General features: G+C 64.1%; 16 protein-coding genes. 10 read left to right on the top strand and 6 right to left on the bottom strand.

Annotated elements, in window-relative coordinates; translation table 11 throughout:
- Positions 1-19 precede the first annotated feature (19 nt).
- Positions 20-2,167, bottom strand: coding sequence for a chromosomal replication initiator protein DnaA (gene dnaA, locus VITFI_RS18590; protein ID WP_198301545.1), 2,148 nt, complete (start codon positions 2,165-2,167; stop codon positions 20-22).
- A gap of 221 nt (positions 2,168-2,388) precedes the next feature.
- Here dnaA and rpmH point away from each other — a divergent pair, with 221 nt between their 5' ends.
- The 7 genes from rpmH to VITFI_RS00395 are packed head-to-tail and all read left to right on the top strand — an operon-like array spanning position 2,389 to position 9,939.
- Positions 2,389-2,526: a 50S ribosomal protein L34 gene (gene rpmH, locus VITFI_RS00365; protein WP_089415311.1), complete on the top strand. Its 138-nt coding sequence runs from the start codon at positions 2,389-2,391 to the stop codon at positions 2,524-2,526.
- A gap of 29 nt (positions 2,527-2,555) precedes the next feature.
- Positions 2,556-3,083: a ribonuclease P protein component gene (locus VITFI_RS00370; RefSeq protein ID WP_089415312.1), complete on the top strand. Its 528-nt coding sequence runs from the start codon at positions 2,556-2,558 to the stop codon at positions 3,081-3,083.
- Between the two features lie 13 nt (positions 3,084-3,096).
- A complete protein-coding gene (gene yidD, locus VITFI_RS18815; protein WP_232476642.1) occupies positions 3,097-3,468 on the top strand; it encodes a membrane protein insertion efficiency factor YidD in 372 nt (123 codons plus the stop codon).
- Entirely contained in the window at positions 3,465-5,117 is a 1,653-nt protein-coding gene (gene yidC, locus VITFI_RS00380; RefSeq protein ID WP_089415314.1) for a membrane protein insertase YidC, read from the top strand. The genes yidD and yidC overlap by 4 nt, the downstream gene beginning before the upstream one ends.
- A 16-nt stretch (positions 5,118-5,133) precedes the next feature.
- Positions 5,134-6,513 (top strand): tRNA uridine-5-carboxymethylaminomethyl(34) synthesis GTPase MnmE, encoded by a 1,380-nt coding sequence (gene mnmE, locus VITFI_RS00385; protein ID WP_198301689.1) that lies wholly within the window; start codon positions 5,134-5,136, stop codon positions 6,511-6,513.
- A gap of 8 nt (positions 6,514-6,521) precedes the next feature.
- A complete protein-coding gene (locus tag VITFI_RS00390) occupies positions 6,522-6,851 on the top strand; it encodes a hypothetical protein (RefSeq protein ID WP_089415316.1) in 330 nt (109 codons plus the stop codon).
- 25 nt (positions 6,852-6,876) lie between these two features.
- Positions 6,877-9,939, top strand: coding sequence for an SUMF1/EgtB/PvdO family nonheme iron enzyme (locus VITFI_RS00395; protein WP_089415317.1), 3,063 nt, complete (start codon positions 6,877-6,879; stop codon positions 9,937-9,939).
- A 13-nt stretch (positions 9,940-9,952) separates the two neighbouring features.
- Here VITFI_RS00395 and VITFI_RS00400 read toward each other — a convergent pair whose 3' ends face one another.
- Positions 9,953-10,525, bottom strand: a complete 573-nt coding sequence (locus VITFI_RS00400) for a PIN domain-containing protein (protein WP_232476643.1) — start codon at positions 10,523-10,525, stop codon at positions 9,953-9,955.
- Positions 10,525-10,992, bottom strand: a complete 468-nt coding sequence (locus VITFI_RS00405; RefSeq protein ID WP_232476644.1) for a helix-turn-helix domain-containing protein — start codon at positions 10,990-10,992, stop codon at positions 10,525-10,527. The genes VITFI_RS00400 and VITFI_RS00405 overlap by 1 nt, the downstream gene beginning before the upstream one ends.
- Positions 10,993-11,146: 154 nt before the next feature.
- Between VITFI_RS00405 and uvrA the strand changes: the two genes are divergently transcribed.
- Positions 11,147-17,167 carry an excinuclease ABC subunit UvrA gene (gene uvrA, locus VITFI_RS00410; RefSeq protein WP_089415319.1) on the top strand — a complete coding sequence of 2,007 codons (6,021 nt, stop codon included), beginning with the start codon at positions 11,147-11,149 and terminating at the stop codon, positions 17,165-17,167.
- Between the two features lie 14 nt (positions 17,168-17,181).
- Here uvrA and VITFI_RS00415 read toward each other — a convergent pair whose 3' ends face one another.
- From VITFI_RS00415 to VITFI_RS00425, 3 genes are all read right to left on the bottom strand, one after another.
- Positions 17,182-17,772 (bottom strand): hypothetical protein, encoded by a 591-nt coding sequence (locus tag VITFI_RS00415; RefSeq protein WP_089415320.1) that lies wholly within the window; start codon positions 17,770-17,772, stop codon positions 17,182-17,184.
- Entirely contained in the window at positions 17,769-18,899 is a 1,131-nt protein-coding gene (locus VITFI_RS00420; RefSeq protein ID WP_089415321.1) for an ImmA/IrrE family metallo-endopeptidase, read from the bottom strand. Before VITFI_RS00420 ends, VITFI_RS00415 begins: the two co-directional genes overlap by 4 nt.
- A gap of 89 nt (positions 18,900-18,988) precedes the next feature.
- Positions 18,989-19,450 (bottom strand): helix-turn-helix domain-containing protein, encoded by a 462-nt coding sequence (locus VITFI_RS00425; protein WP_198301546.1) that lies wholly within the window; start codon positions 19,448-19,450, stop codon positions 18,989-18,991.
- Between the two features lie 59 nt (positions 19,451-19,509).
- On the opposite strand from VITFI_RS00425, the gene VITFI_RS00430 reads away from it, so the two are divergent.
- A complete protein-coding gene (locus VITFI_RS00430; protein WP_089415322.1) occupies positions 19,510-21,624 on the top strand; it encodes a site-specific DNA-methyltransferase in 2,115 nt (704 codons plus the stop codon).
- The gene (locus VITFI_RS00435; RefSeq protein WP_089415323.1) at positions 21,621-24,554 is read left to right on the top strand and encodes a DEAD/DEAH box helicase family protein; all 2,934 of its coding nucleotides are present in this window, start codon (positions 21,621-21,623) and stop codon (positions 24,552-24,554) included. The genes VITFI_RS00430 and VITFI_RS00435 overlap by 4 nt, the downstream gene beginning before the upstream one ends.
- Positions 24,555-24,559 lie beyond the last annotated feature (5 nt).

The following is a 24,559-nucleotide window of genomic DNA, read 5'->3' on the forward strand; positions in this document are numbered from 1 at the left end:
CGCGCATCGGGCGGGAATGTCAACCTTTGAGCGTCTGCTCTAACACCCCTAACTGTTGATTCAGCTCGGTGTTCTTTTGTCGCTCGCTGCTGATTTTGCGCACGGCGTGCAACACGGTGGTGTGATCGCGCCCGCCGAACAAATCGCCGATCTCGGGCAGGCTCTTGGAGGTCAGCTCTTTGGCCAAGTACATGGCGATCTGGCGTGGCCGGGCGATGCTGGCCGGACGCTTTTTCGAGTACATGTCCGCGATTTTGATTTTGTAGAACTCGGCCACGGTCTTCTGGATGTTCTCCACCGAGATCTGGCGGTTCTGGATCGTCAACAAGTCTTTCAGCGCCTCGCGGGCCAGGGTGATGCTCACCTCTTTGTGGCTGAATTTGGCGTAGGCCAGCACCTTGCGCAAGGCCCCTTCCAACTCGCGCACGTTCGCCCGCACGTTCTTGGCGATGAAAAACGCCACGTCCTCGGGCATGGCCATGCCGTCTTGCCGCGCCTTGGACAGCAAAATCGCCACCCGCATCTCCAACTCCGGCGGCTCGATGGCCACAGTCAGGCCCGAATCGAAGCGGCTGGTCAGGCGCTCGTCAATGTCCACCAAGCCCTTGGGGTAGGTGTCGCTGGTCATGACGATGTGGGCGCGACGGTTGAGCAAGGCTTCGAACGTGTTGAAAAACTCCTCTTGGGTGCGCTCCTTGCTGGCGAAAAACTGCACGTCATCGATCAACAGCAAGTCGAGCTGGTGGTACTTGGCCTTCAGCTCGTCAAAGGTTTTGCGCTGGTAGTTTTTCACCACGTCCGAGATGAACTGCTCGGCGTGCAGGTACAGCACCTTGGCGTTCGGGTTGTCTTTGATGAGCTGGTTGCCCACTGCGTGCATCAAGTGCGTCTTGCCCAGGCCGACACCGCCGTAAATGAACAGCGGGTTGTACATCGCCCCCGGCGCTCCGGCGACGTGAACCGCCGCCGTGCGGGCCATCTGGTTGGCACGACCCGACACCAGGCTGTCGAATGTCAGTTCTGGGCGCAGTTTGTAGCGGCTGGCCGCGCTGGGCGGCGTGCCAGCGGGGGACGGGGCTGCCGCAGGGCGTGTCAGCACCCGAGGCGCTGGCGTTGGGGGCGGCGGTGACGCGGGCGTGACGGGGGACGCCACCGATGCCGCGTGCTGCGGGACGGGCGGCACGCCACCCGGCGTGGCCAGGGCCGCCGCTGCGGCCAAGCGCGCTGCTGCCGCTGCGCGAGCTTTGGCCGCCCGACTCGCGGCACGACTGGGCCCTGCCGGGTCGGCGGCGGGCGCAGGGACTGGCGTCGGCACGGGGGCCTCCTCCACCGCACGCGAACGTCCGGCGGTTGGGGCGGGTTGCGGCATGGGCAGCGGTGCCAGCGCGGTGTCTTCTTGCGGCAATGGCGTGGCCAGCGAGGGCAGCACCGAGCGCAGAGGAACTGGCATGGGCAGCGGCTGCATGGCTTCCAGGGGAAGTTGAGGCTGCAAATCTGCCAACAGATCGAGCGGTAGCAACTGAGACACCGATGCGGCCATGCCCAAGCTGCGCCGTGATGAGCGGCGCGGTGCGGCAGGTGCAGGCACAGGAGCCGCAGGGGGAGGCGGCGGCGGAGGGGGAGGAGGGGGTGGCGGAGGGGCCGGCGCAGGCTCCGCAGGCGGCGGCCCCTTGCGAGACGCCCGGGGCCTGCGCGCCGGTGTGGGCGCGGGCGCGGGGACGAGGGGCTGGGGCGCCGTGATGGGCGGAGCGGGCGGCGTGCTCGATGCGGGTGGCGCGATGGCCGGCGCGGACGCCTGGGGCATCCGTTCACGCTGGCGGGCGGCCAGCGCTTGCGCCAACACTTGCGCCGACCCCGAAGGCCCCATCCCACTGCGAGAGGGTGAACCGCTGGCCCCCGCAATGACCAGCTCCAACGTCACCGGCTGGCCCCACGCCAAGGCCAGGGCCTGTTCGATGCGGCTGCGGTACTGTGCTCGGATCCAGTCCAACTTGAAACGATTGCCGACCGACAAGGTGCCCACCCACCCACCAGCGCCGTCTTCGCGCAAGGCGATGGGGGGCAGCGGTGCGATCCAGGTGTTGAATTGCTGCTCGGGCAGCTCGGCAGCCAGACGCTCACAGACGTGCTGCCAGAGGGATTCACTCATTGTGGACAAGTCGGTCATGAGCGGCGGGATTCTACGCAATTCCAGGCTGTGGACAATTTGGTTATCCACACCCTCCGGCGCCAGGAAGGCCGGTGGACGTCCCGCGATCTTGTCCACAGGGACATTGACCAGCATCGTGGCATTTGCTCTAATAGCGGGTTCTCCAAATTACGGGCTGCAAGGCATTCGGGCCGATCCGAGATGCGCCGGACAGTCCGCACCCAACCAAGGTACCGAACATGAAGCGCACCTACCAGCCCTCCAAGACCCGCCGCGCCCGTACGCATGGCTTCCTCGTTCGCATGAAGTCCCGTGGTGGCCGTGCTGTGATCAATGCACGCCGCGCCAAGGGCCGCAAGAAGCTGACCCAGGTCTGATCGCCGCAGGGCGGGTACCGCAGAACGCCATGATCGGCCGCATCGTGCGTCCGGCCGATTTCCAACGGGTGTTGGCCGCTCCGCAGCGCGCACGCACGCCGCATTTCGCCGTGCATTACCTGGCCAGCGTGCCGGGCTTTGTGTCACCGCCACCCGCCCAAAGCAATTTATCCACAGAGTTATCCACAGGTGGACATCCGAGTCCGACGGCTGTGGATACGCCGCCTGCTGGCGCTGTGGATTTCACCGTCAGCCCGAGCGGCTGCTGGTTGGGTTTGGTGATTCCCAAACGCCACGCCAAGCGCGCCGTGACGCGCAACCTCCTCAAGCGCCAAGTGCGTGCCATGGCAGCGGCTTGCGCCGCCGAGTTGCCCCCTGGTTTGTGGGTGGTGCGGCTGCGCACACCGTTCGACCGGCAGGTGTTCACCAGCCCGGCGTCGGATCCGCTGCGTGACTGCGCACGCAGCGAGTTGCAAACCCTGTTTGACCGTGCCGTGCGCACGCCCCTGCCGCCGCAAGCGCCGCGTCATGCGCCGTCATCGCGGCGACGGCGTTGAGGGAGCGTCTGCGGTGCCTTCCTCGCGCTCCAAGTTGTCGATGTGGCCGCGCCAGGTGTTCAGCCTGCCGGTGCGGGCGTATCGCTTGCTGCTCAGCCCTTGGTTGGGCAGTGCCTGCCGTTTCGAACCCACCTGCTCGCGCTATGCGCTGCAAGCGCTGGAGCGTCATGGGGCGTTGGCGGGCAGTTATTTGGCCGCTGGGCGCATCCTGCGCTGCCAGCCGTGGTGCGCTGGGGGCTGTGATCCGGTGCCGCACGAGCGCCCCCGGCTGTTCAGCCGCTTGTTGCCATCGGCCACGGTGGCCACTGAAGAATCTTCCGCTGCTGCACCGGCCAAGTCGTCGGCGCAGCCTTCCTCCCTGAAATCATCCGGGCCCTTGTCATGACCGATATGCGTCGCACCATCCTGTGGGTGGTGTTCACGATGTCACTCATCCTGCTGTGGGATGCGTGGAACCAGCACACCGGCAAGCCGACCCTGCTGCACCCGCAGGGGGCTTCCCAAGCCGCTGTGGCAGGCCAGGCGGCATCGCCGGCCAAGGTGGGGCAGGCCGCCGGGGTGGTCGCCGCCACGACGGCCAGCGCCGCTGCGCCCAGCGAAAAGCTCACCATCACGACGGACGTGCTCAAAGTCACGCTGGATTCGCAAGGGGGTGACATCAGCCGCACCGAGCTGCTCAAGTACCGCGACAGCAACGATGCACAGCGCTCCGTGGTGTTGCTGGATGACAGCGCCGAGCGCACCTACCGGGCCCAGTCGGGGTTCATCCCGGCCCCGGGCGCCGCACCGCTGCCGACACACTTCGACGTGCTGACCGCCGCCCCTGGCCCGCGCCAGTTGCAGGACGGCAGCAACGAGCTGAACGTGCGTTTTGAATCGCCGGTCATCGGTGGGGCCAAGTTGGTCAAGACCTACACCTTCCGTCGGGGCGAGTACGCCGTGGGCGTCAAGCACGAGCTGGTGAACGTGGGGCCGACACCGATCCAGCCGCAGATCTACCTGCAACTGCTGCGCGACGGTACGCCGCCACCGGGAGAGTCGTCGTTCTATTCGACCTTCACAGGCCCGGCGCTCTACACCGAAGCCAAGAAGTTCGAAAAGGTGGAGTTTTCGCAGATCGACAAGCGCCAGCCGCAGGATCAGCCTGGCCACCAAACCCACGCCAAGGAAGGGTGGGTGGCCATGGTGCAGCACTACTTCGCGTCGGCTTGGCTGGTGGCGGATGGGACGGATCGCGAGTTCCGCTCCACCAAAGTGGGGCCGAACCGCTACACCATTGCCTTGGTGCAGCCGCTGGGCAGCATCGCGCCGGGGGCCAGCTTGACCCACGAGGCACGGCTCTACGTCGGCCCGCAGGAGGAGAACAAACTCGCCGCACTGGCGCCTGGGCTGGAGCTGGTCAAGGACTATGGCTGGTTCACGGTGATCTCCAAGCCGCTGTTCTGGCTGCTCGATCACCTGCACCGGATCATCGGCAACTGGGGCTGGGCCATCATCGCTCTGGTGGTGCTGCTCAAGCTGGCGTTCTACAGCCTGAATGCCAGTGCCTACCGTTCCATGGCCAAGATGAAGGCCGTGAACCCGCGCATCATGGATCTGCGTGAGCGCCACAAAGACAACCCGCAGCAGATGCAGCAAGAGATGATGCGCATCTACCGCGAGGAGAAGGTCAACCCGCTGGGCGGCTGCCTGCCGATCTTTGTGCAGATGCCGGTGTTCATCGCGCTGTATTGGGTGTTGCTGTCCAGCGTGGAAATGCGCGGCGCGCCGTGGCTGGGCTGGATCACCGACTTGTCGGTGAAGGATCCGTTCTTCATCCTGCCGGTGCTGATGACGCTGTCGAGCCTGCTGCAAGTGTGGCTGCAACCGGCCCCAGCCGACCCGATGCAAGCCAAGATGATGTGGCTCATGCCGCTGATGTTCAGCTTCATGTTCTTCTTCTTCCCGTCCGGCCTGGTGCTGTACTGGTTGGTGAACAACCTGTTGTCGATCGCACAGCAGTGGCTCATCAACAAGCAGCTCGGGGTGAACTGAGGACAGCCACGTGAGCCTGGCGCGCCACCTCGATCCCATCGTCGCCATCGCCACCGCGCCGGGGCGGGGGGCGGTGGGCATCGTGCGGGTGTCGGGGCGGGGGCTGGTGGCGCTGGGGCAGACGCTCACCGGCGCCACGCTGCAACCGCGCCGGGCGCACTATGGCCCGTTTTTGGCGGCGGACGGTCAGCCCATCGACCATGGCCTGGCGCTCTACTTCCCCGCGCCGCACAGCTACACCGGCGAGGACGTGCTGGAGCTGCAAGCCCACGGCGGCCCCGTGGTGCTGCAATTGCTGCTGGCGCGTTGCCTGGAGGTGGGCACTCACCTGGGCATGCGCTTGGCGGAGCCGGGTGAGTTCACCCAGCGGGCGTTCCTGAACGACAAACTCGATCTGGCCCAAGCCGAAGCCGTGGCCGACTTGATCGACGCCAGCACCGAAGCGGCGGCGCGTTCGGCCAGCCGTTCCTTGGCGGGGGCGTTTTCGCACGAGATCGACGCTTTGGCTGAGCGCATCGTCACCCTGCGCATGTTGGTCGAGGCCACGCTCGACTTTCCCGAAGAAGAAATCGATTTTTTAGAGGCTGCCGATGCACGCGGCAAACTCGCGGCCATCCAAGCCGCGGTGGCGGGCGTGTTGGCGCGTGCGCGCCAAGGGGCGCTGCTGCGCGAAGGCCTGCGCGTGGTGCTGGCCGGTCAGCCCAATGTGGGTAAAAGCTCACTTCTGAACGCGCTGGCGGGGGCTGAATTGGCCATCGTCACGCCGATCGCCGGGACGACGCGGGATCGGGTGAGCGAAACCATCCAAATCGAAGGCGTGCCCATCCACATCACCGACACCGCTGGCCTGCGCGACGATGCCGACGCCAGCGACGAGGTCGAGCGCATCGGGGTGGCGCGCAGTTGGGAATCGATCGCCAGCGCCGACGCCATCGTGTTTCTGCACGACCTGACGCGCTGGGACGATCCTGACTACCAAGCCGCCGATGCCGTGATCGCCCAGCGGTTGGGCGTGGCCGATCCGGCGCGGCTGCTGCAAGTGTTCAACAAGGCGGACAGTGGCCGGCCCTTGCCGCCCGGGCGCGACGGGCTGTGCCTGTCGGCGCGCACCGGCGAAGGGCTGGAAGCGCTGCGCCATGCTTTGTTGGCGCGGGCGGGTTGGCAGGCGGCGCCTGAAGGGGTGTTCATCGCCCGCACCCGGCACGTTCAAGCCTTGCGCCTGACCGCCGAGCACTTGGCCCAAGCCGCCGACCACGCCGCGCAAGCCGATGCGGCGCTGGACTTGTTTGCCGAGGAACTGCGCTTGGCGCATCAAGCCCTTCAGCAGATCACGGGCAAGTTTTCGGCGGATGATCTGTTGGGTGAAATTTTTGGGCGGTTCTGCATCGGCAAGTGAGGTGTGCCATGGGGTGGTTCAACAAACTCCCGGGTTTTGTGCGTTCGGCGCCGGGGTGGGAACATCGGGTGTGGCGCCGCTTGCCAGCGGTGGGTTGGTGGGGCACCGTGCTGCCGCTGCTGATCGCCGCCGGGCTGCATCTCATGGCCCCCGACCGCCCCGCTGACGCACCCCTTGACCCCACGTTGCTGCACTGGGACTACCTGCTGTTCGGCGTGGTGGTGTTGCACTGGACGCTGGTGCTGACCTTGGCGATCGCCTGTTTCATCGTGCGGGTGATGAAGGGGCCGGCGTATGTGGCGGATGCGTATCCGCTGCCGAAGCGCCCGGGGGAGTGAGTGGGCGGTGTCATGATCGTGGGTCATGACGACGCAATCCTCAAAAATGGCCGCTGGCCTGCCGGTGGCGTTTGGCCATCGGTACTTGTTGGAGCGCCTGGAGCGGCGCTTGCAAGACAGCCTGAACCCGCCCGACCCGGCACAGCGCACGCTGGAGCCGTCCTTGGTGGCAGGGGTGTTTGGCGAGTGGGGGGCGGGCAAAAGCCACTTTTTGGCGGCGGTGGGGGATCGGGTTCGGGCTTGGCCGAGGGTGCCGGGCACGCTCAACGTGGTGGTGGCTTTCAATGCCTGGCGGTATGAGCGGGAAGAACATCTCCTCATCCCGCTGTTGAAGGTGGCGCAGCAAGCGCTGGAGAAGGCGCTGGAAGCGGACGTTGAGCACCATCACCCAGATGTTCACAGCCGCGAAGTGCTGAAAGATCGCGCCTTCTTGCTGGCCGACTTGTGCCAGAGCATCTACACCCACGGCGGGCGGGAGCTGCTGAAGATGGGGGTGACGATGGCCACAGGGGTGCCTCTTCTCAGCATGTTGACGGTGTTGGGGGCAGCCGATGGCGGCGGTGAGGTGGATGAAGACGCCGATGTCGATCTGACGCCAGAGGATGCCGAGCCCAAAGCAGATGGCCCGGGGAAGTCAAGCGAGGGTGAGAAAGAAGCGTTTTGGCGACGTTGGCAACGTCTCAAAAAAGAGCGTGAGAAGGCGCGGAAAACGCAGTTGCCTGCGCAGCAGTTGGAGAGTCTGTACTTCAACTTCTTGGAGCACCTCAGCAAGGTGACGGGGCGCAACCCCGAGTACCTCAAGTCGCACCGAGAGCGTCTGGCGCAGGGCTGGATCTTCAGCGGCAAGCCGGAAGATTTGCGGGTCAACTTGATCTTCCTCGTGGATGATCTGGATCGCTGCCTGCCCGACAAAGCGGTGGAAGTGCTGGAGGCCATCAAGCTGTTTTTGGAGGTGCCCGGCTGCGCGTTTGTGCTGGCGCTGGATGAGGAAGTGGTGGAGCGCGGCATTGCGCACCGTTACCGCGATTACGCCTTGCAGGGCAAAGCCGGCCTGACGCCGATCACCGGTGCGGAGTACCTGGAAAAGCTGGTGCATTTGCCGATTCGGCTGCCGCGTCCGAGTCGATTGGAGGCGCGGGCGCATTTGGCGCAGCGGGTGCCAGCGTGGTTTCGCAGCGAGCAAAACGGGTTGTCGAACGAGCTGGCAGAGCTGGTGGCCAACCTCACGCCGCCGGTGCCGCGCAAATTGCATCGCATGGCCGAGCTGCTGCAATTGGCCGACGGCATGTTGGAAACCGAAAGCCACCGCCTGGGTGTGGATGCGGGCACGCGCCGTCGCTGGCTGGCGCTGGTGTGCGCGCTGCAACTGTTTGCGCCGGCGCTGTTTCGCTACTTGCGCGTGCATGGCGCGGATTTGCTGATGACCTTGGTGGAGTGGCGCACGTCGGGCGAGTTGCGGGATTTGGATGCCTTGCGCGTCAAATTGACCGAAGCGCGCAAAAAGGCCGAACGTCCTGAAGCGCTGGCCTACCAGATGAAGTTGGAGCGCTTGCCCGATTTGGTGGAGGCAGCGTTGCACAACCGTTCGGGGTTTGATTTGCTGGAAGTGCTGGGCCGGGCGGCACGTTTGCGGGAAGAGCGGCAGTTGGAGGAAACGGCGCTGGGGGCGGTGTTCTCGTTTGTGTTGTTGGCGGAGGAGGAAACGCCGCCGGAGGGGTGGAAGCCTTCGACCGAGGAGCGCCGGATTCAGCCCGAGTCAGACAGTCAACCGACTGATGCGGATGGCGTGAACCCGCTTGAGCATCTGCTTCACCCGGGAGACTACACCCTGCCGCGTTACGCCCGACTGGAAAACGCTTTTGCGTTGGATGAGGCTGTTCGCGGTGGCGATGTGACCGTGTTGAAAAACGTCCTATCGGTGCAGGGAACGAACCTGCTTGGGCGACTGTTACCAGACGACATGGTGGCGGGTTGGTGCGCAGAGGGTCAGTTGCCGTGGTTAATTCCAGGGGCTGAGCTTTCAGCGCAGGCACTGGAATTACTGCGGTTACTGGAGCCGCATTTGTCGCAGTGGGCGGCATTGCGGCTGGGGTGGACGTTTGGCTGGGTGCCGATTTTGCGAGCGCTGCGTCGCATGGGTTGGGCTTTGGGGTGGCAAGAGGTGGAACGCAGTGCTGGCCAAGTTGGGTTGGATGTCAAGGTGCCGGGGATTAAGGCACCACCAGTCAGTCATCTGCTGAGGTTGCGTTTACCGCTCAGGCCACCTTTGGGAGATTCATCCGCTGAACAAGCGGTTCGGGCCTGGCGGCGCCCGATGGGTGCCCACACGCATCCACTCACTCTTGATGGATCTGGATCAAGTTTTTTGGGTGTAGATGAATACGGTTTGTTTGCAGATTTGCGATTTAACGGCGTGATGCAGCGCTTTCGCTACTTGCCGCCTGGGGAGTTCATGATGGGCTCACCAGAGGGAGAGGGTGGGGATGTTGACGAGCGGCCAAGCCATCTTGTCAAGCTAACTGAGGGATTTTGGCTGGCGGACACCCCTTGCACTCACGCTTTATGGCTTGCTGTCACAGGTGGCGAAAGTCCAAGCAAGTTCCACTTTGACGAGGAAGAGCCTGTCGAGCAGGTGAGCTGGGACGATGTCATGAACCGTTTCATATCTCCACTGAATGCTTTGTTGCCAGCGGATTGCCGGGCGACCTTACCTAGCGAAGCTCAGTGGGAGTACGCCTGCCGTGCGGGCACCCAGACCGCTTATGTGTGGGGCGACCAGGTGGAGCGTGATTTAGCGAATATCGAGAGAGCGCTTGACTTACAGACCCCGGTGAAGCACTTCCCGGCAAATCCGTGGGGCTTATTCGATATGCACGGCAACGTACGGGAGTGGTGTCTGGACGGGAAGAGGGCATACACAGGGGATGTGATTGATCCTCTGGGGATGGTCGGAGATGGGCCTTGCATCTTGCGTGGGGGTTCTCGGATAGAGGGTGCCTGGTTTGCCCGGTCGGCTTTCAGAGAACAAAACGATCGCAGCCGAGAAGATGTTTGTGCGGGCTTTCGTGTGGCCCTGAGGTTCAAGTAACCCCCTGCCAGCCCTACAACACCTGCCGAAATGCCCCCAAGCCCTTCACCGTTTGTACCAGTCCTTGCTTGAGCAGGGTGTCCAGGTAACGCTCCACCTCGATCGGTGGCGTTCGGAGTTTCTGGCGCTGCTTCTGAGCGGCAGTGACCACGGCAGCCGGATCGAGGTCAAACAGGTTGTCGATGAATTCGTCCGGGTGCTGGGCTTCGATACCGAACGGGGCCAGCACCTGGGCCGGGAAGTCCTTGCGGTTGAAGGTCACGATCACACTGGCCTGACAGCGGATGGCCGCAGCCAACACATGCCGATCGTCTACATCCGGCAAGACCAAACCCGCCATCAACGGCTCATAGCCCGTTACCAGTGCATCCGGAATCGCCCAATCCATGCATGCTGACGTGCGATTCACCTGCTCCCAGGTCAGGTCGGGCCGGTTGGCCAACAGATTGCGCTTCCATTCCTCATGAATTTGCGCAGTCCAGCGAGCCCGAAAACGCCCTGAGAGGCCCAGCCACATGAGAAAGTCCCGCAGAGGAGCGGGGTACAACACACAGGCGTCGTAAACAACCGTGAAGGGTGAAGGCATCACTCGTAACCCAGTTGCAGTTCCTGAGCCTGTTGTGCCAGTTCGGCCATGGCATCGGCGCTTTCTTGTTCGCGCTCGGCCTTGTAGCGCATCACATCCGCGAACCGTACGCGCCGGTGCTTGCCCGTTTTGTGGAACGGCAAAGCGCCATCCTCCAGCAGCTTCACCAGATAAGGGCGGGAGACGTTCAGCAAGTCCGCCGCTTCCTGCGTGGTCAGTTCTGCGTGGATGGGTACCACTTTCACCGCGTTGCCCTCAGCCAGCTCGGCCAAGATTTCCACCAGCAACCTCAGGGCGGAGACGGGCAGCTCCACCCGATGCGCTTCATCCTTCTCGTCGAAGATCTGGATACGTTGCGTCTCGAACTGGGTGGAAAGATAAGCCGCCAGCGTGCGCTGGCCTTCCGCCGCAGCCAGCACTTCGCGCTCGACGGGCAGCATGGTTTCCAGAACAGGGGCGTGGGTCACGACAGAACTCCAAAAGGGATTGTGGATTCATGTTAAACGAAACAGTCGAAATTCGAAATAAACGAAAATTGATGGCAATAGCAAGCCCCCGCTCTCAGCTCACAGCCCGGCTCATGCCAACATCGCCCCTCCCTCAGCCAGCCCCCACCGCCCCATGTCCACCGGCCTGATCCACATTCGCGGCGCGCGCCAGCACAACCTCAAGAACCTCGATCTGGACATCCGCACCGGTGAGTTGACGGTGGTCACCGGCCCGAGCGGTTCGGGCAAATCCAGCCTGGTGTTCGACACGCTGTACGCCGAGGGCCAGCGTCGCTACGTGGAAACCTTTTCCGCCTACGCACGGCAGTTTCTGGAGCGCATGGATCGCCCGGCGGTGGACAAGGTGGACGGCGTGCCCCCCGCCATCGCCATCGACCAGACCAACCCGGTGCGCACCAGCCGCAGCACCGTGGGCACGATGACCGAGCTGAACGATCACTTGAAGCTCCTGTTCGCCCGTGCCGCCCAGCTCTTTGACCGCCAAACCGCCCTGCCGGTGCGGCACGACACCGCCGACACCATCGCCGCCGATCTGCTGGCGCGTGCGGCGGCGGCGGGCGATCCGCGCTGCATCCTCACCTTCCCCGTCACCCTGCCGGCCAACACCACGCCGGAGCAGCTCGAACAATGGCTGGCCGCCAGCGGTTTCACCCGCGTGCAGGCCGAGCGCACTGTGGGCGAGCAAAAACTGCTGGACGTGGTGGCGGATCGGCTGCGCTTAGCTTCAGCCGAGCGCGCCCGCCTCATGGAAGCCATCGAGCTGTGCCTGAAGCGCGGCGGCGGGCGCCTCACCGTCTACGCCCTGCCAGGCAGCGACGCGCCCGAAGGCGCCGAGCCGCAGCTCTGGCGCTATTCCACCGGTCTGCACTGCCCGGAAAGTGAGCTGCACTACGCCGAGCCACAGCCGGCGCTGTTCTCTTTCAACTCCGCCTATGGCGCGTGTGACACCTGCCGGGGCTTTGGCCGGGTGATCGGCGTCGATTGGGGGCTGGTGATTCCGGACGAGCGCAAGACGCTGCGCAACGGCGCCATCAAGCCGATTCAAACTCCCGCCTGGAAAGAGTGCCAGGACGAGCTGATGAAACACGCCGGCACCGCTGGCATCCCGCGTGACACGGCGTGGAGCCAGCTCACGCCCGAGCAGCGCGCCTGGGTGATCGAAGGCGAACCGGATTGGAAAGAGGGCCAGTGGAACCAGAAGTGGTACGGCATCCGCCGTTTCTTCGGCTACCTGGAGAGCAAGGCCTACAAGATGCACATCCGCGTGCTGCTCTCCAAGTACCGCAGCTACACGCCCTGCGGCGACTGCGGTGGCGCCCGCCTCAAAACCGACGCCTTGCTCTGGCGCCTGGGCACGAAAGCCGATGCGGACGCCGTGTTGCCCGCCACCCGGCGTTTCCTGCCGCAAGGTGTGGCCTGGAGCCGTGCCCAGCTCGAAGCCCTGCCGGGCCTCTCGGTACACGATTTGATGCTGCTGCCGCTGGCCCGCCTGCGCCAGTTCTTCAACCTGATCGCTGCCAATCCGGCCACCGTCACCGGCAGCGCCGCCGATGAGGCGCTCAAACTGCTGCTGGCCGAAATCCGCACCCGGCTGGATTACCTGTGTGACGTGGGCCTGGGTTACCTGACGCTGGATCGGCAAAGCCGCACGCTTTCCGGCGGGGAGGTGCAGCGCATCAACCTCACCACGGCGCTGGGCACGTCGCTCGTGAACACGTTGTTTGTGCTGGATGAACCCAGCATCGGCCTGCATCCACGCGACATGGATCGCATCGTGCAGGCCATGCAGCGCCTGCGCGACGCGGGCAACACCCTGGTGGTGGTCGAACATGACCCCGCCGTGATGCTCGCCGCCGACCGCCTCATCGACATGGGCCCCGGGCCGGGCGAACGCGGCGGCCAGATCGTGTTCGACGGCAGCCCCGCCGCCGCCCGCCATGCCGACACCCTCACCGGTGCCTACCTCGGCGCGCGCAAGACGGTGGGCCTGGGTTTCAAACGCCTGGTGGCGTCGGACACGCCGCGCCTCATCCTGGAAGGCGCACACCAGCACAACCTGCAAAACCTCACGGTCGACATCCCGCTGCAACGCTTGACGGTGGTGACGGGCGTGTCCGGCTCCGGCAAATCCACGCTGGTGCAGGACGTGCTCGTGCCCGCGCTGCTGCGCCACTTCGGCCAAGCCACCGAAACGCCGGGCGAGCATGACCGCCTCTTGGGCGCCGAGCAGCTCGCGGGCGTGGTGTTCGTCGATCAATCGCCCATCGGCAAGACGGCGCGTTCCAACCCGGCGAGTTACGTCGGCGCGTTTGACGAGATTCGCAAGCTCTTTGCTGCCGCCCCGCTGGCGCAGGAGCGCAGCTACACCGCTGGCATGTTCAGCTTCAACGCCGGCGATGGCCGTTGCCCGACCTGCGGCGGCTCCGGCTTCGAACACGTCGAAATGCAGTTCCTGTCCGACGTGTACCTGCGCTGCCCGGACTGCGACGGCCAACGCTTCCGCCCCGAGCTGCTGGAAGTGACGATTGAGCGCGGTGGCCGGGGGCTTTCGGTGGCCGACGTGCTGGCGCTGACGGTGAGTGAAGCCGTGGCCTGCTTCGCGCAGGACAAGGAGGTGCTGCGCAGCCTGCAACCCATCGTTGATGTGGGGCTGGACTATGTGCGCCTGGGGCAGCCGGTGCCCACGCTGTCTGGTGGCGAGGCGCAGCGCCTGAAACTCGCTGGGCATCTGGCCGAAGCCGCACGCGGCCCGCGCCAACCGGCGGCGAAGAAGGGCCAGCTCTTCGTGTTCGACGAACCCACCACTGGCCTGCACTTCGACGACATCGCCAAGCTGATGCGTGCCCTGCGCCGCTTGCTGGAAGCGGGGCACTCGCTGCTGGTGATTGAGCACAACCTGGATGTGATCCGCGCTGCCGATTGGCTCATCGATTTGGGGCCGGAAGGCGGAGATGGGGGCGGGTTGATCGTGGCCACGGGCACGCCGGAGGATGTGCGGGCGCACCCGACTTCGCACACCGGCAAGGCGCTGCGGGCGTATGACGGGGCGTTGGGGGCGGAGGAGCGAGGAGCTGGGTATCTCGTTGAGGCGAGCGGGTTCCCCCTCTCCCCAACCCCTCTCCCACGAGGGGAGAGGGGCTTCGAGCGACGCGAAGGTTTGAGCGCAGGAGAACCCGGTTTTGCTCCCTCTCCCCTCGTGGGAGAGGGCTGGGGAGAGGGGGCCGCCGCCGCCACACCCACCTCCCCCGACACCATCCGCATCGTCAACGCCCGCGAGCACAACCTCAAATCGCTGAGCGTCGAAATCCCACGCGGCAAGTTCAGTGTCATCACCGGCGTATCGGGCTCCGGCAAATCCACGCTGGCGTTCGACATCCTCTTCAACGAAGGCCAGCGCCGCTACCTGGAAAGCCTCAACGCCTACGCCCGCAGCATCGTGCAGCCGGCGGGGCGGCCGGAGGTGGACGCGGTGTGGGGCATTCCGCCCACCGTCGCCATCGAGCAGCGCCTGAGCCGGGGCGGGCGCAAAAGCACCGTGGCCACCACCACCGAGCTGTGGCACTTCCTGCGCCTGCTGTGGGTGAAGCTGGGCACCCAGCATTGCATCCATGACGGCACGCCGGTGAAAGCGCAAAGCGCCGAGAGCATCCTGGCGCAACTGCTGCGCGAGCCGGCGCAGGGAGGCTTCCGGGGTCAGCATGTCTGCTTGCTGGCGCCGTTGGTGCAAAACCGCAAAGGCCTTTACAACGACTTGGCGAAGTGGGCCAGCGCCAAGGGTTACGACCATTTGCGCGTGGACGGTGAATTCGTACCGACGAGCCCCTGGGCCAAGCTGGATCGTTTCAAGGAACACACGCTGGAACTCCCGGTGGGAGACGTGCTGGTGAACCCCGCCAACGAAACCGAACTGCGCGCCCTGCTCACCGAAGCGCTGGACGCCGGCAAAGGCGTGCTGCACCTGCTGGCGCCTGTGGATCACCTCGCCGAAGCACTGGAAACCGGCGCCACCACCCGTGGCTTGGGCCGCGTGACGGTGTTTTCCACCCAGCGCGCCTGCCCCGTGTGCGCCACCAGTTATGCCGAACTCGACCCGCGCATGTTCAGCTACAACAGCAAACATGGCTGGTGCCCGTCGTGCGTCGGCACCGGGCTGGCGCTGACGCGTGAACAACGCAAAGCGCTGGACGACTCCCCACCCGACGACAAGGCGCGTGAGAAAGGCCGCGAACAAAGCTTCGCCGCCGAAGAGCCGGAACTCGACGACCTGAGCGGCCAGCCCTGCCCGGATTGCCAAGGCGCCCGACTCAACCCGTCCGCCCGCGCCGTGTACTTCGCCGGGCGAGGCATCCACGACGTGGCCCGAGGTTCGGTGCAGGACACCCGGGGCTGGTTGGAAGGTTTGGTGCGAGAGCAAGCGGGTTCCCCCTCTCCCCAACCCCTCTCCCACGAGGGGAGAGGGGCTTCGAGTGACGCGCAAGCCTCAGCGTCGGAAAACCCGGCTTTACTCCCTCTCCCCTCGCGGGAGAGGGCTGGGGAGAGGGGGACGCCCGCACCTACGGCGACCCCCTTCACCATGACCGAACGCGAAGCCGGCATCGCCCGCGATGTGTTGGTGGAAATCCGCAGCCGCTTGTCTTTCCTCGACGAAGTGGGCTTGGGCTATCTGACGCTGGATCGGGCGGCGCCGACACTTTCCGGCGGCGAGGCGCAGCGCATCCGCCTGGCGGCGCAATTGGGCAGCCATTTGCAGGGCGTGTGTTACGTGCTGGATGAACCCACCATCGGCCTGCACCCGCGTGACAACGGCATCTTGCTGGGCGCGCTGGAAAAACTCGGCGCCAGCGGCAACACCCTGGTGGTGGTGGAGCACGACGAAGACACCATCCGCCGCGCCGATCATGTGATCGACATCGGCCCCGGCGCGGGTCGGCGCGGCGGGCAGTTGGTGGCGCAGGGCACGCCGGCGGAGATTGCGGCCAACCCCGAATCGCTCACGGGGAAATGCTTGGCTGAACCGCTGAAACACCCGCTGCACCCGCGCCGAGCCGTCTCCGCCGCCGAGCCGACGCTGCGCCTGCGCGGCGCCCATCTGCACAACTTGCAGGACGTGGCAGTGGATGTGCCGCTCGCCCGGCTGGTGGCGGTGACGGGCGTCTCCGGCTCCGGCAAATCCACGCTGGCGCGGGATGTCTTGCTGAAAAACGTGGCCGCGTTGGTGGCCGCCAAGGCCCGCGCCCCGCTGGGCGCCAGCGGCGAGGCGCTGGAGATCACCACCGCGCCGGTGACGCTCGCCGGCTGTCGGGCGCTCACGGGTTGGGGGCCGGTGGATCGGGTGCTGGAGGTGGATCAAACGCCCATCGGCAAAACGCCGCGCTCTTGCCCAGCGACTTACATCGGCTTTTGGGATGCGATCCGCAAGCTCTTTGCCCAGACGTTGGAGGCCAAGGCGCGTGGTTACGCCGCCGGGCGTTTCTCCTTCAACACCGGGCCGGGGCGCTGCCCGGCGTGTGAAGGCCAGGGCGTTCGCACCATCGAAATGAGCTTTTTGCCGGATGTGAAGGTGCCGTGTGAGGTCTGCCACGGCCAGCGCTTCAACGCTGAAACTCTGGCGGTGACGTGGCGCGGCAAAAGCATCGGCGACGTGCTGAACATGGCGGTGGACGAGGCGGTGGAGTTCTTCGCCTCCATGCCCGCCATCGCTCACCCGCTGCAACTGTTGCAGGACGTGGGCCTGGGTTACCTCACTCTGGGCCAGCCGAGCCCGACGCTCTCAGGCGGCGAAGCCCAGCGCATCAAGCTGGTGACGGAGCTGTCCAAGGTGCGCGACGAAGTGGGCAAGCGCGGCCAGAAAGCCCCGCACACGCTTTACGTGCTGGACGAACCGACGGTCGGCCTGCACATGGCGGACGTGGCGCGGCTCATCCACGTGCTGCACCGGCTGGTGGACGGCGGGCACAGCGTGGTGGTGATCGAGCACGATCTGGACGTGATCGCCGAAGCCGATTGGGTCATTGATCTGGGGCCGGAGGGCGGGACGAATGGGGGGCGGGTGGCGTGTGTGGGCACGCCGGAGGCGGTGGTGGCGGCTGGGACGCACACGGGGGTGGCGTTGGCTTCAGTGTTGGGGCGGTGAAGAAGCGTTTCAGCTCACTTCTGGCCCGCAAATAGGCGGGCAAAAACGCCTGTTTTAGCTTGCGCCCAAGTCTGGGTCAGATCGCCATTGCGCTCCAGTGATGCGTAGATGTCTCGCACCAGTTCAGGGCTCACTTTTTTGGCTGAACGCATCTTGTCCAGTAGCTCCCAGCCGTGCCAGATGGGGATTTCAAAGTCTTCTGCCAGCAAGTGCATGCCCAGGTCATCGGTGACCACAATGGCATCGCGCACTTGGCTGAACGCCAGCACCCGGCAATCGGTTGGTGAGGGCGGATGCCGCCCTCCCGTGGTGTAGCGATCCACTTCGCTCAATACGTGGCTGTGCAGCACACCCTGGGCAATGTTCAGACCGGTTTTCTCCTGGTCGGTCAGCCGAATCGTGGCGGCATCGCGTTCGGCGCCAAACTCTTCCGCATCAAACCAAGGGAATTTGAAACTCAATGTTCGGTTGCGGCGCACCTCGTGCTCAACGTCCTTGAGCACCGTGAGCACATAGTCTTTCTGCCCGAACTTCACCCCCAGCAGGGGCCGGATGCGTTTGGCCAGCCGCAGGTAAGCGTTGGTGTCCAGAAGAACCAGTGTCAACGTGTCAGCTCTTCGTAGATGGCTTGTGAGTCCGGCATGGCCAGACCGAGTGCTTGCTGAACGTAGCCAGCTCCGGTTCCCCGCTCACGCAGCATGGCGCGTAAAGCCGGAAAGAACGCCGACTGGAACACGCTGTGGGCTGAAGCGATGTATGTGGCCGGTGCGGGTGGCAACGGTGCAAACAGCGTGGCACTGACCAATTCACCTCGTACAGCCGAGCTGTTGCGCACGGCATGAACCTCCGGTTCGCTCACTTTCAGCGCGGGCAATTGGGCCGCCTGCGCGTGGAGACTGACTTGCATGAACACGCTGTAAAGCGAAATCTGATGTGCCTGGGCTGCTGCATGCAACACAGCCAGTTCAGCGCGAACCGTGGGAGCGAGCACAGCCTCGGCATACACCCGATGCGCCAGCTCTCGCGGGAATAGCAACGCCCCAGCAAATGCATCGGCGAAGTCTTCCCCCTCGGGCTTTCCAGCCACTTCAGGGGTGTAGACATGTGCCAACTCATGCGCCATCCAGAACTTGAAGTCTTCGAGATGGGTGTCCAGGTTCAAATAAATGAACGTGACTTTTTCTGCTGGCAGCAGGATGTGCAGTGCGTTTTCGTGGTTTTTCTTGGCTCCCCACATCACGGGGACGATCACGGCATCGTTTTCAGCAAACTGTCCGATCAAGCGCTCGTAAGACAGCACGGCTTCTTGGCCGATGCCCAACTTGGCGCGAACGGCTGCCACGGTCGCTTGCAAGCGGTCGTAAGTGAGCGAGGTGTCTGCGATTTGCGTGCGCAGAGACTGGCGGGCGGGCAGGTAGCCCGTCAGAGGTTTGAGCAGTGCGCCCAGGGCCATGGCGCGCTGCACATGGTCTTGCGTCGTCTTGGCGCTGCCTTTTTTGCGGAAAGCCACCACGGGCTGGCTGGCTGTGTCGACCTGCACCAACTGGTCGAACCCGATGGACAGCGTCGTGGCCAGTTTCAACAAAGCCGCAGGGCGGGGAAAGTCGGCGCCTTTGAGCCAGTTGGTGACGGACTGGGCGCTCACGCCAACGGCTTCGGCCAGCGTCTTCTGGTCCCACCCTTTGGCGGCCAAAGCCGCCCGGATGGTGTCGCTGTGAAGAACTTTTTGCATAGCCGTCGATTGTGAGGGCTGTTGAGTCTTCAATCAAGTTTAATCAACTTGCTGGCCGTTTGCGGGCTGTATGAAGGGGGTTCTGTGGGTCAGTTGTCGTTGGTGGATGCACCTGGCTTTTTGCCCTCGCCCCCATGCACCTTCGCAAACGTCAAGATCACCTCCCGCACCACTTTGCGCTGTGGGGCGGGGAGTTGCAGGTAGGCGTCCACGGTTTCGCGTTCTTGGTAGGTGAGCTTTTCTTCCCAGCGTTGGCGGTGGGCCTGCACCGATAGCGCCACTTGTGGCCCAAACCGCAGCACTTGCGGTTCCACCTTGAGCCACTCGGCCAGGGTTTGCAGCTTGTCTTGTGCGGGGAGTGCTTGCCCGTTGAGCCAACGGCTCACGGCTTGCAGCGTCACCGGTTTGCCCCAGTAGCGCGTGTTGAATTCGCGCTCCAGCACAGAGGGCCGGGTGGCGTAGCCCGCCTGAGTCATGGCATCCCGCAGCCACTGGGCAAATTCCGTTTTCTCACTCATGAACAAATAGTTGAGCCACTGAGCGTTTGGCATGAACTTGCTGTTCATTGAAAAACTAAACTTCTGGTTGATTTTTTTATGAACCAGAAGTGATGCCCAAGTCCCTGCTTGAACAACTGCCCGAAATCGTCGCGAATGGCCGCAAGGAGGCGGAGCGCATCTTGGAAGGGCTGGAGAGTCGCCAGCGTGTGGGCTTGCAAACCCGCGAATGGGTGCTGCCGGCGCGGGACAGCGTGGCGGCGGACTGGATCACCACTTCGGAGCGCCAGCAGCGGGCGCAGCACGATGGGTCGGCGTGGGCGAATCGCCTGATCTACGGGGACAACTTGCTGGCGATGGCGGCGCTGTTGGCGGGGGATGAGTTCACGCCGTCGCTGCGGGGCAAGGTGGATTTGATTTACATCGATCCGCCGTTCGATTCGAAGGCCGATTACCGCACCAAGGTGACGCTGCCCGGCGTGGAGCTGGAGCAAAAACCCACGGTGATTGAGCAGTTCGCCTACTCAGACACCTGGGCCGATGGCACCGCCTCTTATTTGGCCATGATCACCCCCCGCCTGATTTTGATGCGCGAATTGTTGGCCGATACCGGCTCGATTTATGTGCATCTGGATTGGCATGTGGGGCATTACGTTAAGTTGGTTTTGGATGATCTTTTTGGCAAAGATAACTTTGTCAACGAAATCATCTGGAAACGCCAAACGGCTAAGGGAGATGTGACACAAGGCGCCACCCACATGGGGCGTATTCACGACAGTATTTTTCTTTATGGAAAAACTGCCAACCGGGTGTGGAATACAGTTTTCACACCCTACACGCAAGATTACATTCAAGATTTCTACCGACACGAAGACGAAAAAGGGCGTTATCAACTGAGTGACATCACCGCCCCCGGTGGGGCCGCCAAAGGCAACCCCTATTACGAGTTTCTAGGCATTTCACGATATTGGCGATTTTCAGAGCAGAGAATGCAGGAGTTGTATGCACAAGGGCGCATTGTGCAAACCAAACCCGGAACAGTGCCTCGGCAAAAACGGTATTTAAACGACATGCCCGGAATCCCGCTGCAAGATCTGTGGTTGGATTTGTTGCCAATTCAAGCGCACTCACGTGAGGCTGTGGATTACGCCACTCAAAAACCCGAAACCTTGCTGGAGCGCATTCTCAAAGCCTCGTCTCATGAAGGGGCGCTGGTGGTTGATTTCAACGGCGGCTCCGGCACCACAGCGGCGGTGGCCGAAAAGCTGGGCCGGCGCTGGATCACCTCAGACATCGGCAAACCTGCGGCCATGATGATCCGCAAGCGTTTGATCGATCAAAACGCCGGCCCGTTCCTCTACCAAGCTGTGGGCGACTACCACGTCGAAGCCGCCAAGGCCACGCTGGGCCGCAGCTTCCGCATGGGCGATCTGGCGCAAATCGTCCTTTCCCTTTACGGCGCCCAACCGCTGCCCGACGACGTTAACACCCAACGCAACCTCGGCCAGATTCAAGAAGCCGCCTGGAACGGCAAAAAAGGCAGTAAAACCCTGGTGCTCGCCGACTCGCCCAACAAACTCACTGGCGCCGCCACCCTGCGCCGCGCCATCGCCTTGCGAAATACCCTCCTCGGCGGTTGGGATCGCGTCGTCGTGCTCGGCTGGAATTTTGAGCCCGCCATCGGCGAAGCCATCACCGCTTTCAACGACCCGCGCCTCGAAGTCCTCGTCATTCCGCCCGATTTACTCGATCGGCTGAAGAAAAAAGGCGGCATCGACAAACTGCGCGGCCAAGTTCGCTTCTCGTCCCTGCAATACCTTCGCATCGACCCCGTGAGCCGCAAAACTGCCGGCACCACCCCCGAAGGTCAGCCGCAAGAAACCCTCATGGTTTCGTTGAACAACTATGTGTTGTTATCCCCCGAAGCCATCAACCTCGACGATGCCAACCGCGCCAAACTCCAAGCCGTGATGAATCAAGACCCACTGGCCTTGATCGAGTATTGGGCCATCGATCCTGATTATGACGGCCAGGTTTTCCGCTCCGTTTGGCAAGATTACCGAGGCAATACCGCCAACCAAACCGATGGGGAACCGGCGCTGGTGGTCATGTCCGTGGCGCGCCTGACCTTGCCGCTTCAGCCGGGGCCGCGCCGCGTGTGCGTGCGGGCGGTGGATGTGTTCGGGTTCGAGTCCGAAGTGCAGGCCACCGTGGGAGCGCCCGCATGAGCCCGTCACGCCGCCGCAGCCCCGCCCAGCCCGACGCCCTGCCGCTGGCCCAAGCCCTCACCGCGTTGACCCAGCGCTTGAGTGAGGGCCTGGCCGAGGGCCACGCCGAGCTGCTCGAACTCGTCACCCCGACCACCGCCGAACTGCTGCATCACTGGTTCGGGGCCGAAGCGGTGGCGGCGCGGGGTAACCTCAACTTTCACACCGGGCAGCGCCAAGCCCTCCTCAACACCGTGGTGGCGCATGAAGTGCTGGGCGCCCCCTCCCTGCCCGCGTTGTATGGCCGGCTGGAGCTGCCTGCCCCGCTCGACCTGCGCCCCACTCACCCCAAGTACTGCCTGAAGATGGCCACCGGCACCGGCAAAACCTGGGTGCTGCAAGCCCTGCTGGTGTGGCAACTGCTCAACAAAACCGACGCCCTGACCGATGGGCGCGATGACCCGCGTTTCACGCGGCGGTTCCTCGTCGTGGCGCCGGGGCTGATCGTGTACGAACGCCTGCTGGATGCCTTTTGCGGCAAGCGCCTGCCCGGCAGCCCCACCGGGGCGCGGGACTTCGCCAGTGCCGATCTGGCACGCTACGCGGAGTTGTTCCTGCCCGAAGCGCGGCGCGAGGCGGCGCTGGCGTTTGTGCGGCACAACGTCTGCCGCAAGGAGGAAATTGGCCTCAAAACCACCGGCAACGGCGTGCTGGCCTTGTGCAACTGGCATGCGCTGGCCGAAGGGGAAGACAGCGCACCGGAAGACGACACCCACGCCCCCGAAGCTCCGGCGCATGAGGTGGCCCAGGCGGTGCTGCCCGTCGCGCCGGGCCGGGCCACGGGCAACAGCTTGGAGGTGCTGGATCGGCGTTATGCACGCGGCAACGTGCTGGAACACCTGGCCAGCTTGCCCGATCTGCTGGTGTTCAACGACGAAGCCCACCACATCCACGAACTGCGCCGCGAAGGTGAGGCCACCGAGGTCGAATGGCAGAAAAGCCTCACGCGCATCGCCGCTGGCAAGGGGCGGCGTTTTGTGCAGATCGACTTTTCAGCCACGCCTTACAACGACGTGGGCAGCGGCAAACACAAGCGCAAAGTGTTTTTCTCGCACATCGTCACGGACTTCGATTTGAAAAGCGCCATGCGCGCCGGGCTGGTGAAGTCCTTGGTGCTGGATCGGCGTCAGGAGGTGGGCGCCCTGCCGCTGACGTTCAAGGCCGAGCGCGACGACGATGGCAACCCCTGCCTGAGCAGCGGCCAGCGCACCATGCTGCGCGCCGGTTTGCACAAACTACGCAAGCTGGAGGCGGATTTCGCCCGCGTTGAAACCGAGCGGCGCCCCAAGATGCTGGTGGTGTGCGAGGACACCCGCGTCACGCCCCTGGTGGGGCAGTTCCTCACCGTGGAAGGCGGCCTGCGGGATGACGAGGTGATGAGCGTGGACTCGGGCAAGAAGGCCGAGCTGGGCGAAAAGGAATGGGCGCAGGTGCGCGAGCGGCTGTTCGATGTGGATCGGCGGGCGGCGCCTCGGGTCATCGTCAGCGTGCTGATGCTGCGCGAGGGTTTTGATGTGAACAACATCTGCGTCATCGTGCCGTTGCGGGCCAGTGCGGCGCAGATTTTGTTGGAGCAGACCATTGGCCGGGGCCTGCGCCTGATGTGGCGCGAGCCGGAATACGACGAGCTGAAACGCGAGAACCGCGAGCGCATCGCCCAGGGGCAGGAGCCGGGCAACTTGCTGGACATCCTGTCGGTGATCGAACACCCGGCTTTCCAATCCTTCTATGACGATTTGATGGACGACGGACTGGCCGGCGTTTCCTCCGACGACAGCGACGCCACCGCCAGCACCGGCGACTTGATGCCCGTCGGGCTGCGCCCCGGGTTTGAGGCGTTCGACTTCGCCATTCCCTTCATCGTCCAGGAAGCTGACGAGCATCTGCACCACGCGCCGCTGGACATCCAGACCCTGCCCCCCTTCGCCGGGCGGACGCTGGCCGAGCTGCAAACGCTGCTGGGCAAGGGGGATCGGTTCATCTCGCAGGATTTGCAAAGCGGCACCCTGTTCGGCGATTACCGCGTCGATGGCGAAGTGATGAGCGTCAGCGGCTACAACGATTACCTGGCGCGCCTGACGCGGCGCATCGGCCAAGCGCTGGGCCAGCCGCTGCCCAAGGGCAACAAGGTGGCCAGCCGCGTGGCGCTGCCGTACCTGCAACTGCACACCGCCGAGCTGACGGGCTGGCTGGACGACTACATCTGGCAACGCCTGTTCGCCACCGAGTTCAACCCGCTGGCCGATGAGAACTGGCGCGTGCTGCTGCTGCAACCGGTGTTGGATCACCTCACCAAGGTGTTTGCGCTGGCCTTGGCTGAGGCGGTGCGTGCCGAGCCGGTGGGGCAGACGGACGTACGCGAGCGGCGCCTGTCCGAAGTGACGCGCTTGCTGGTGCGGGAAAGCGCTTCGGTGGCGGTGAGCAAGTGCATCTACTCCCGGTTGCCTTACCCGACACACAGCGGTGGGTTGGAGCGGCGTTTCATCCACTGGGCGCAGGCGGATGCGGCGGTGCTGGCGTTTTGCAAACTCAGCGAAACCCGGCACACCTTCGCCCGGCTGCGTTACGTGCGTGAGGATGGCATGGGCGCGTTCTACAGCCCGGATTTTCTGGTTCGCACCGCGCAGGCGATTTACTGGGTCGAGACCAAAGCGCAGCAACAACTGCGGCACCCGGACGTTGTGCGCAAACAAGCTGCCGCGCTGGCGTGGTGTGAACGGGTGAACGCCTTGCCGCCGGAGATGCGCTCAGAATTGCCTTGGCACTACGTGCTGTTGGGGGAAGACACCGCCCAGGCTGGGCAGGCCCAGGGCGGGCGTTTGGCTCAGGTGCTGGAGGCGGAGCGCTTACGTCCTCGACCGCAGGCGGAGCATCAAGGGGCGTTGTGGTGAGCTGA

Source organism: Vitreoscilla filiformis, assembly GCF_002222655.1.
In the GTDB taxonomy this organism is placed as follows: domain Bacteria; phylum Pseudomonadota; class Gammaproteobacteria; order Burkholderiales; family Burkholderiaceae_C; genus Ideonella; species Ideonella filiformis.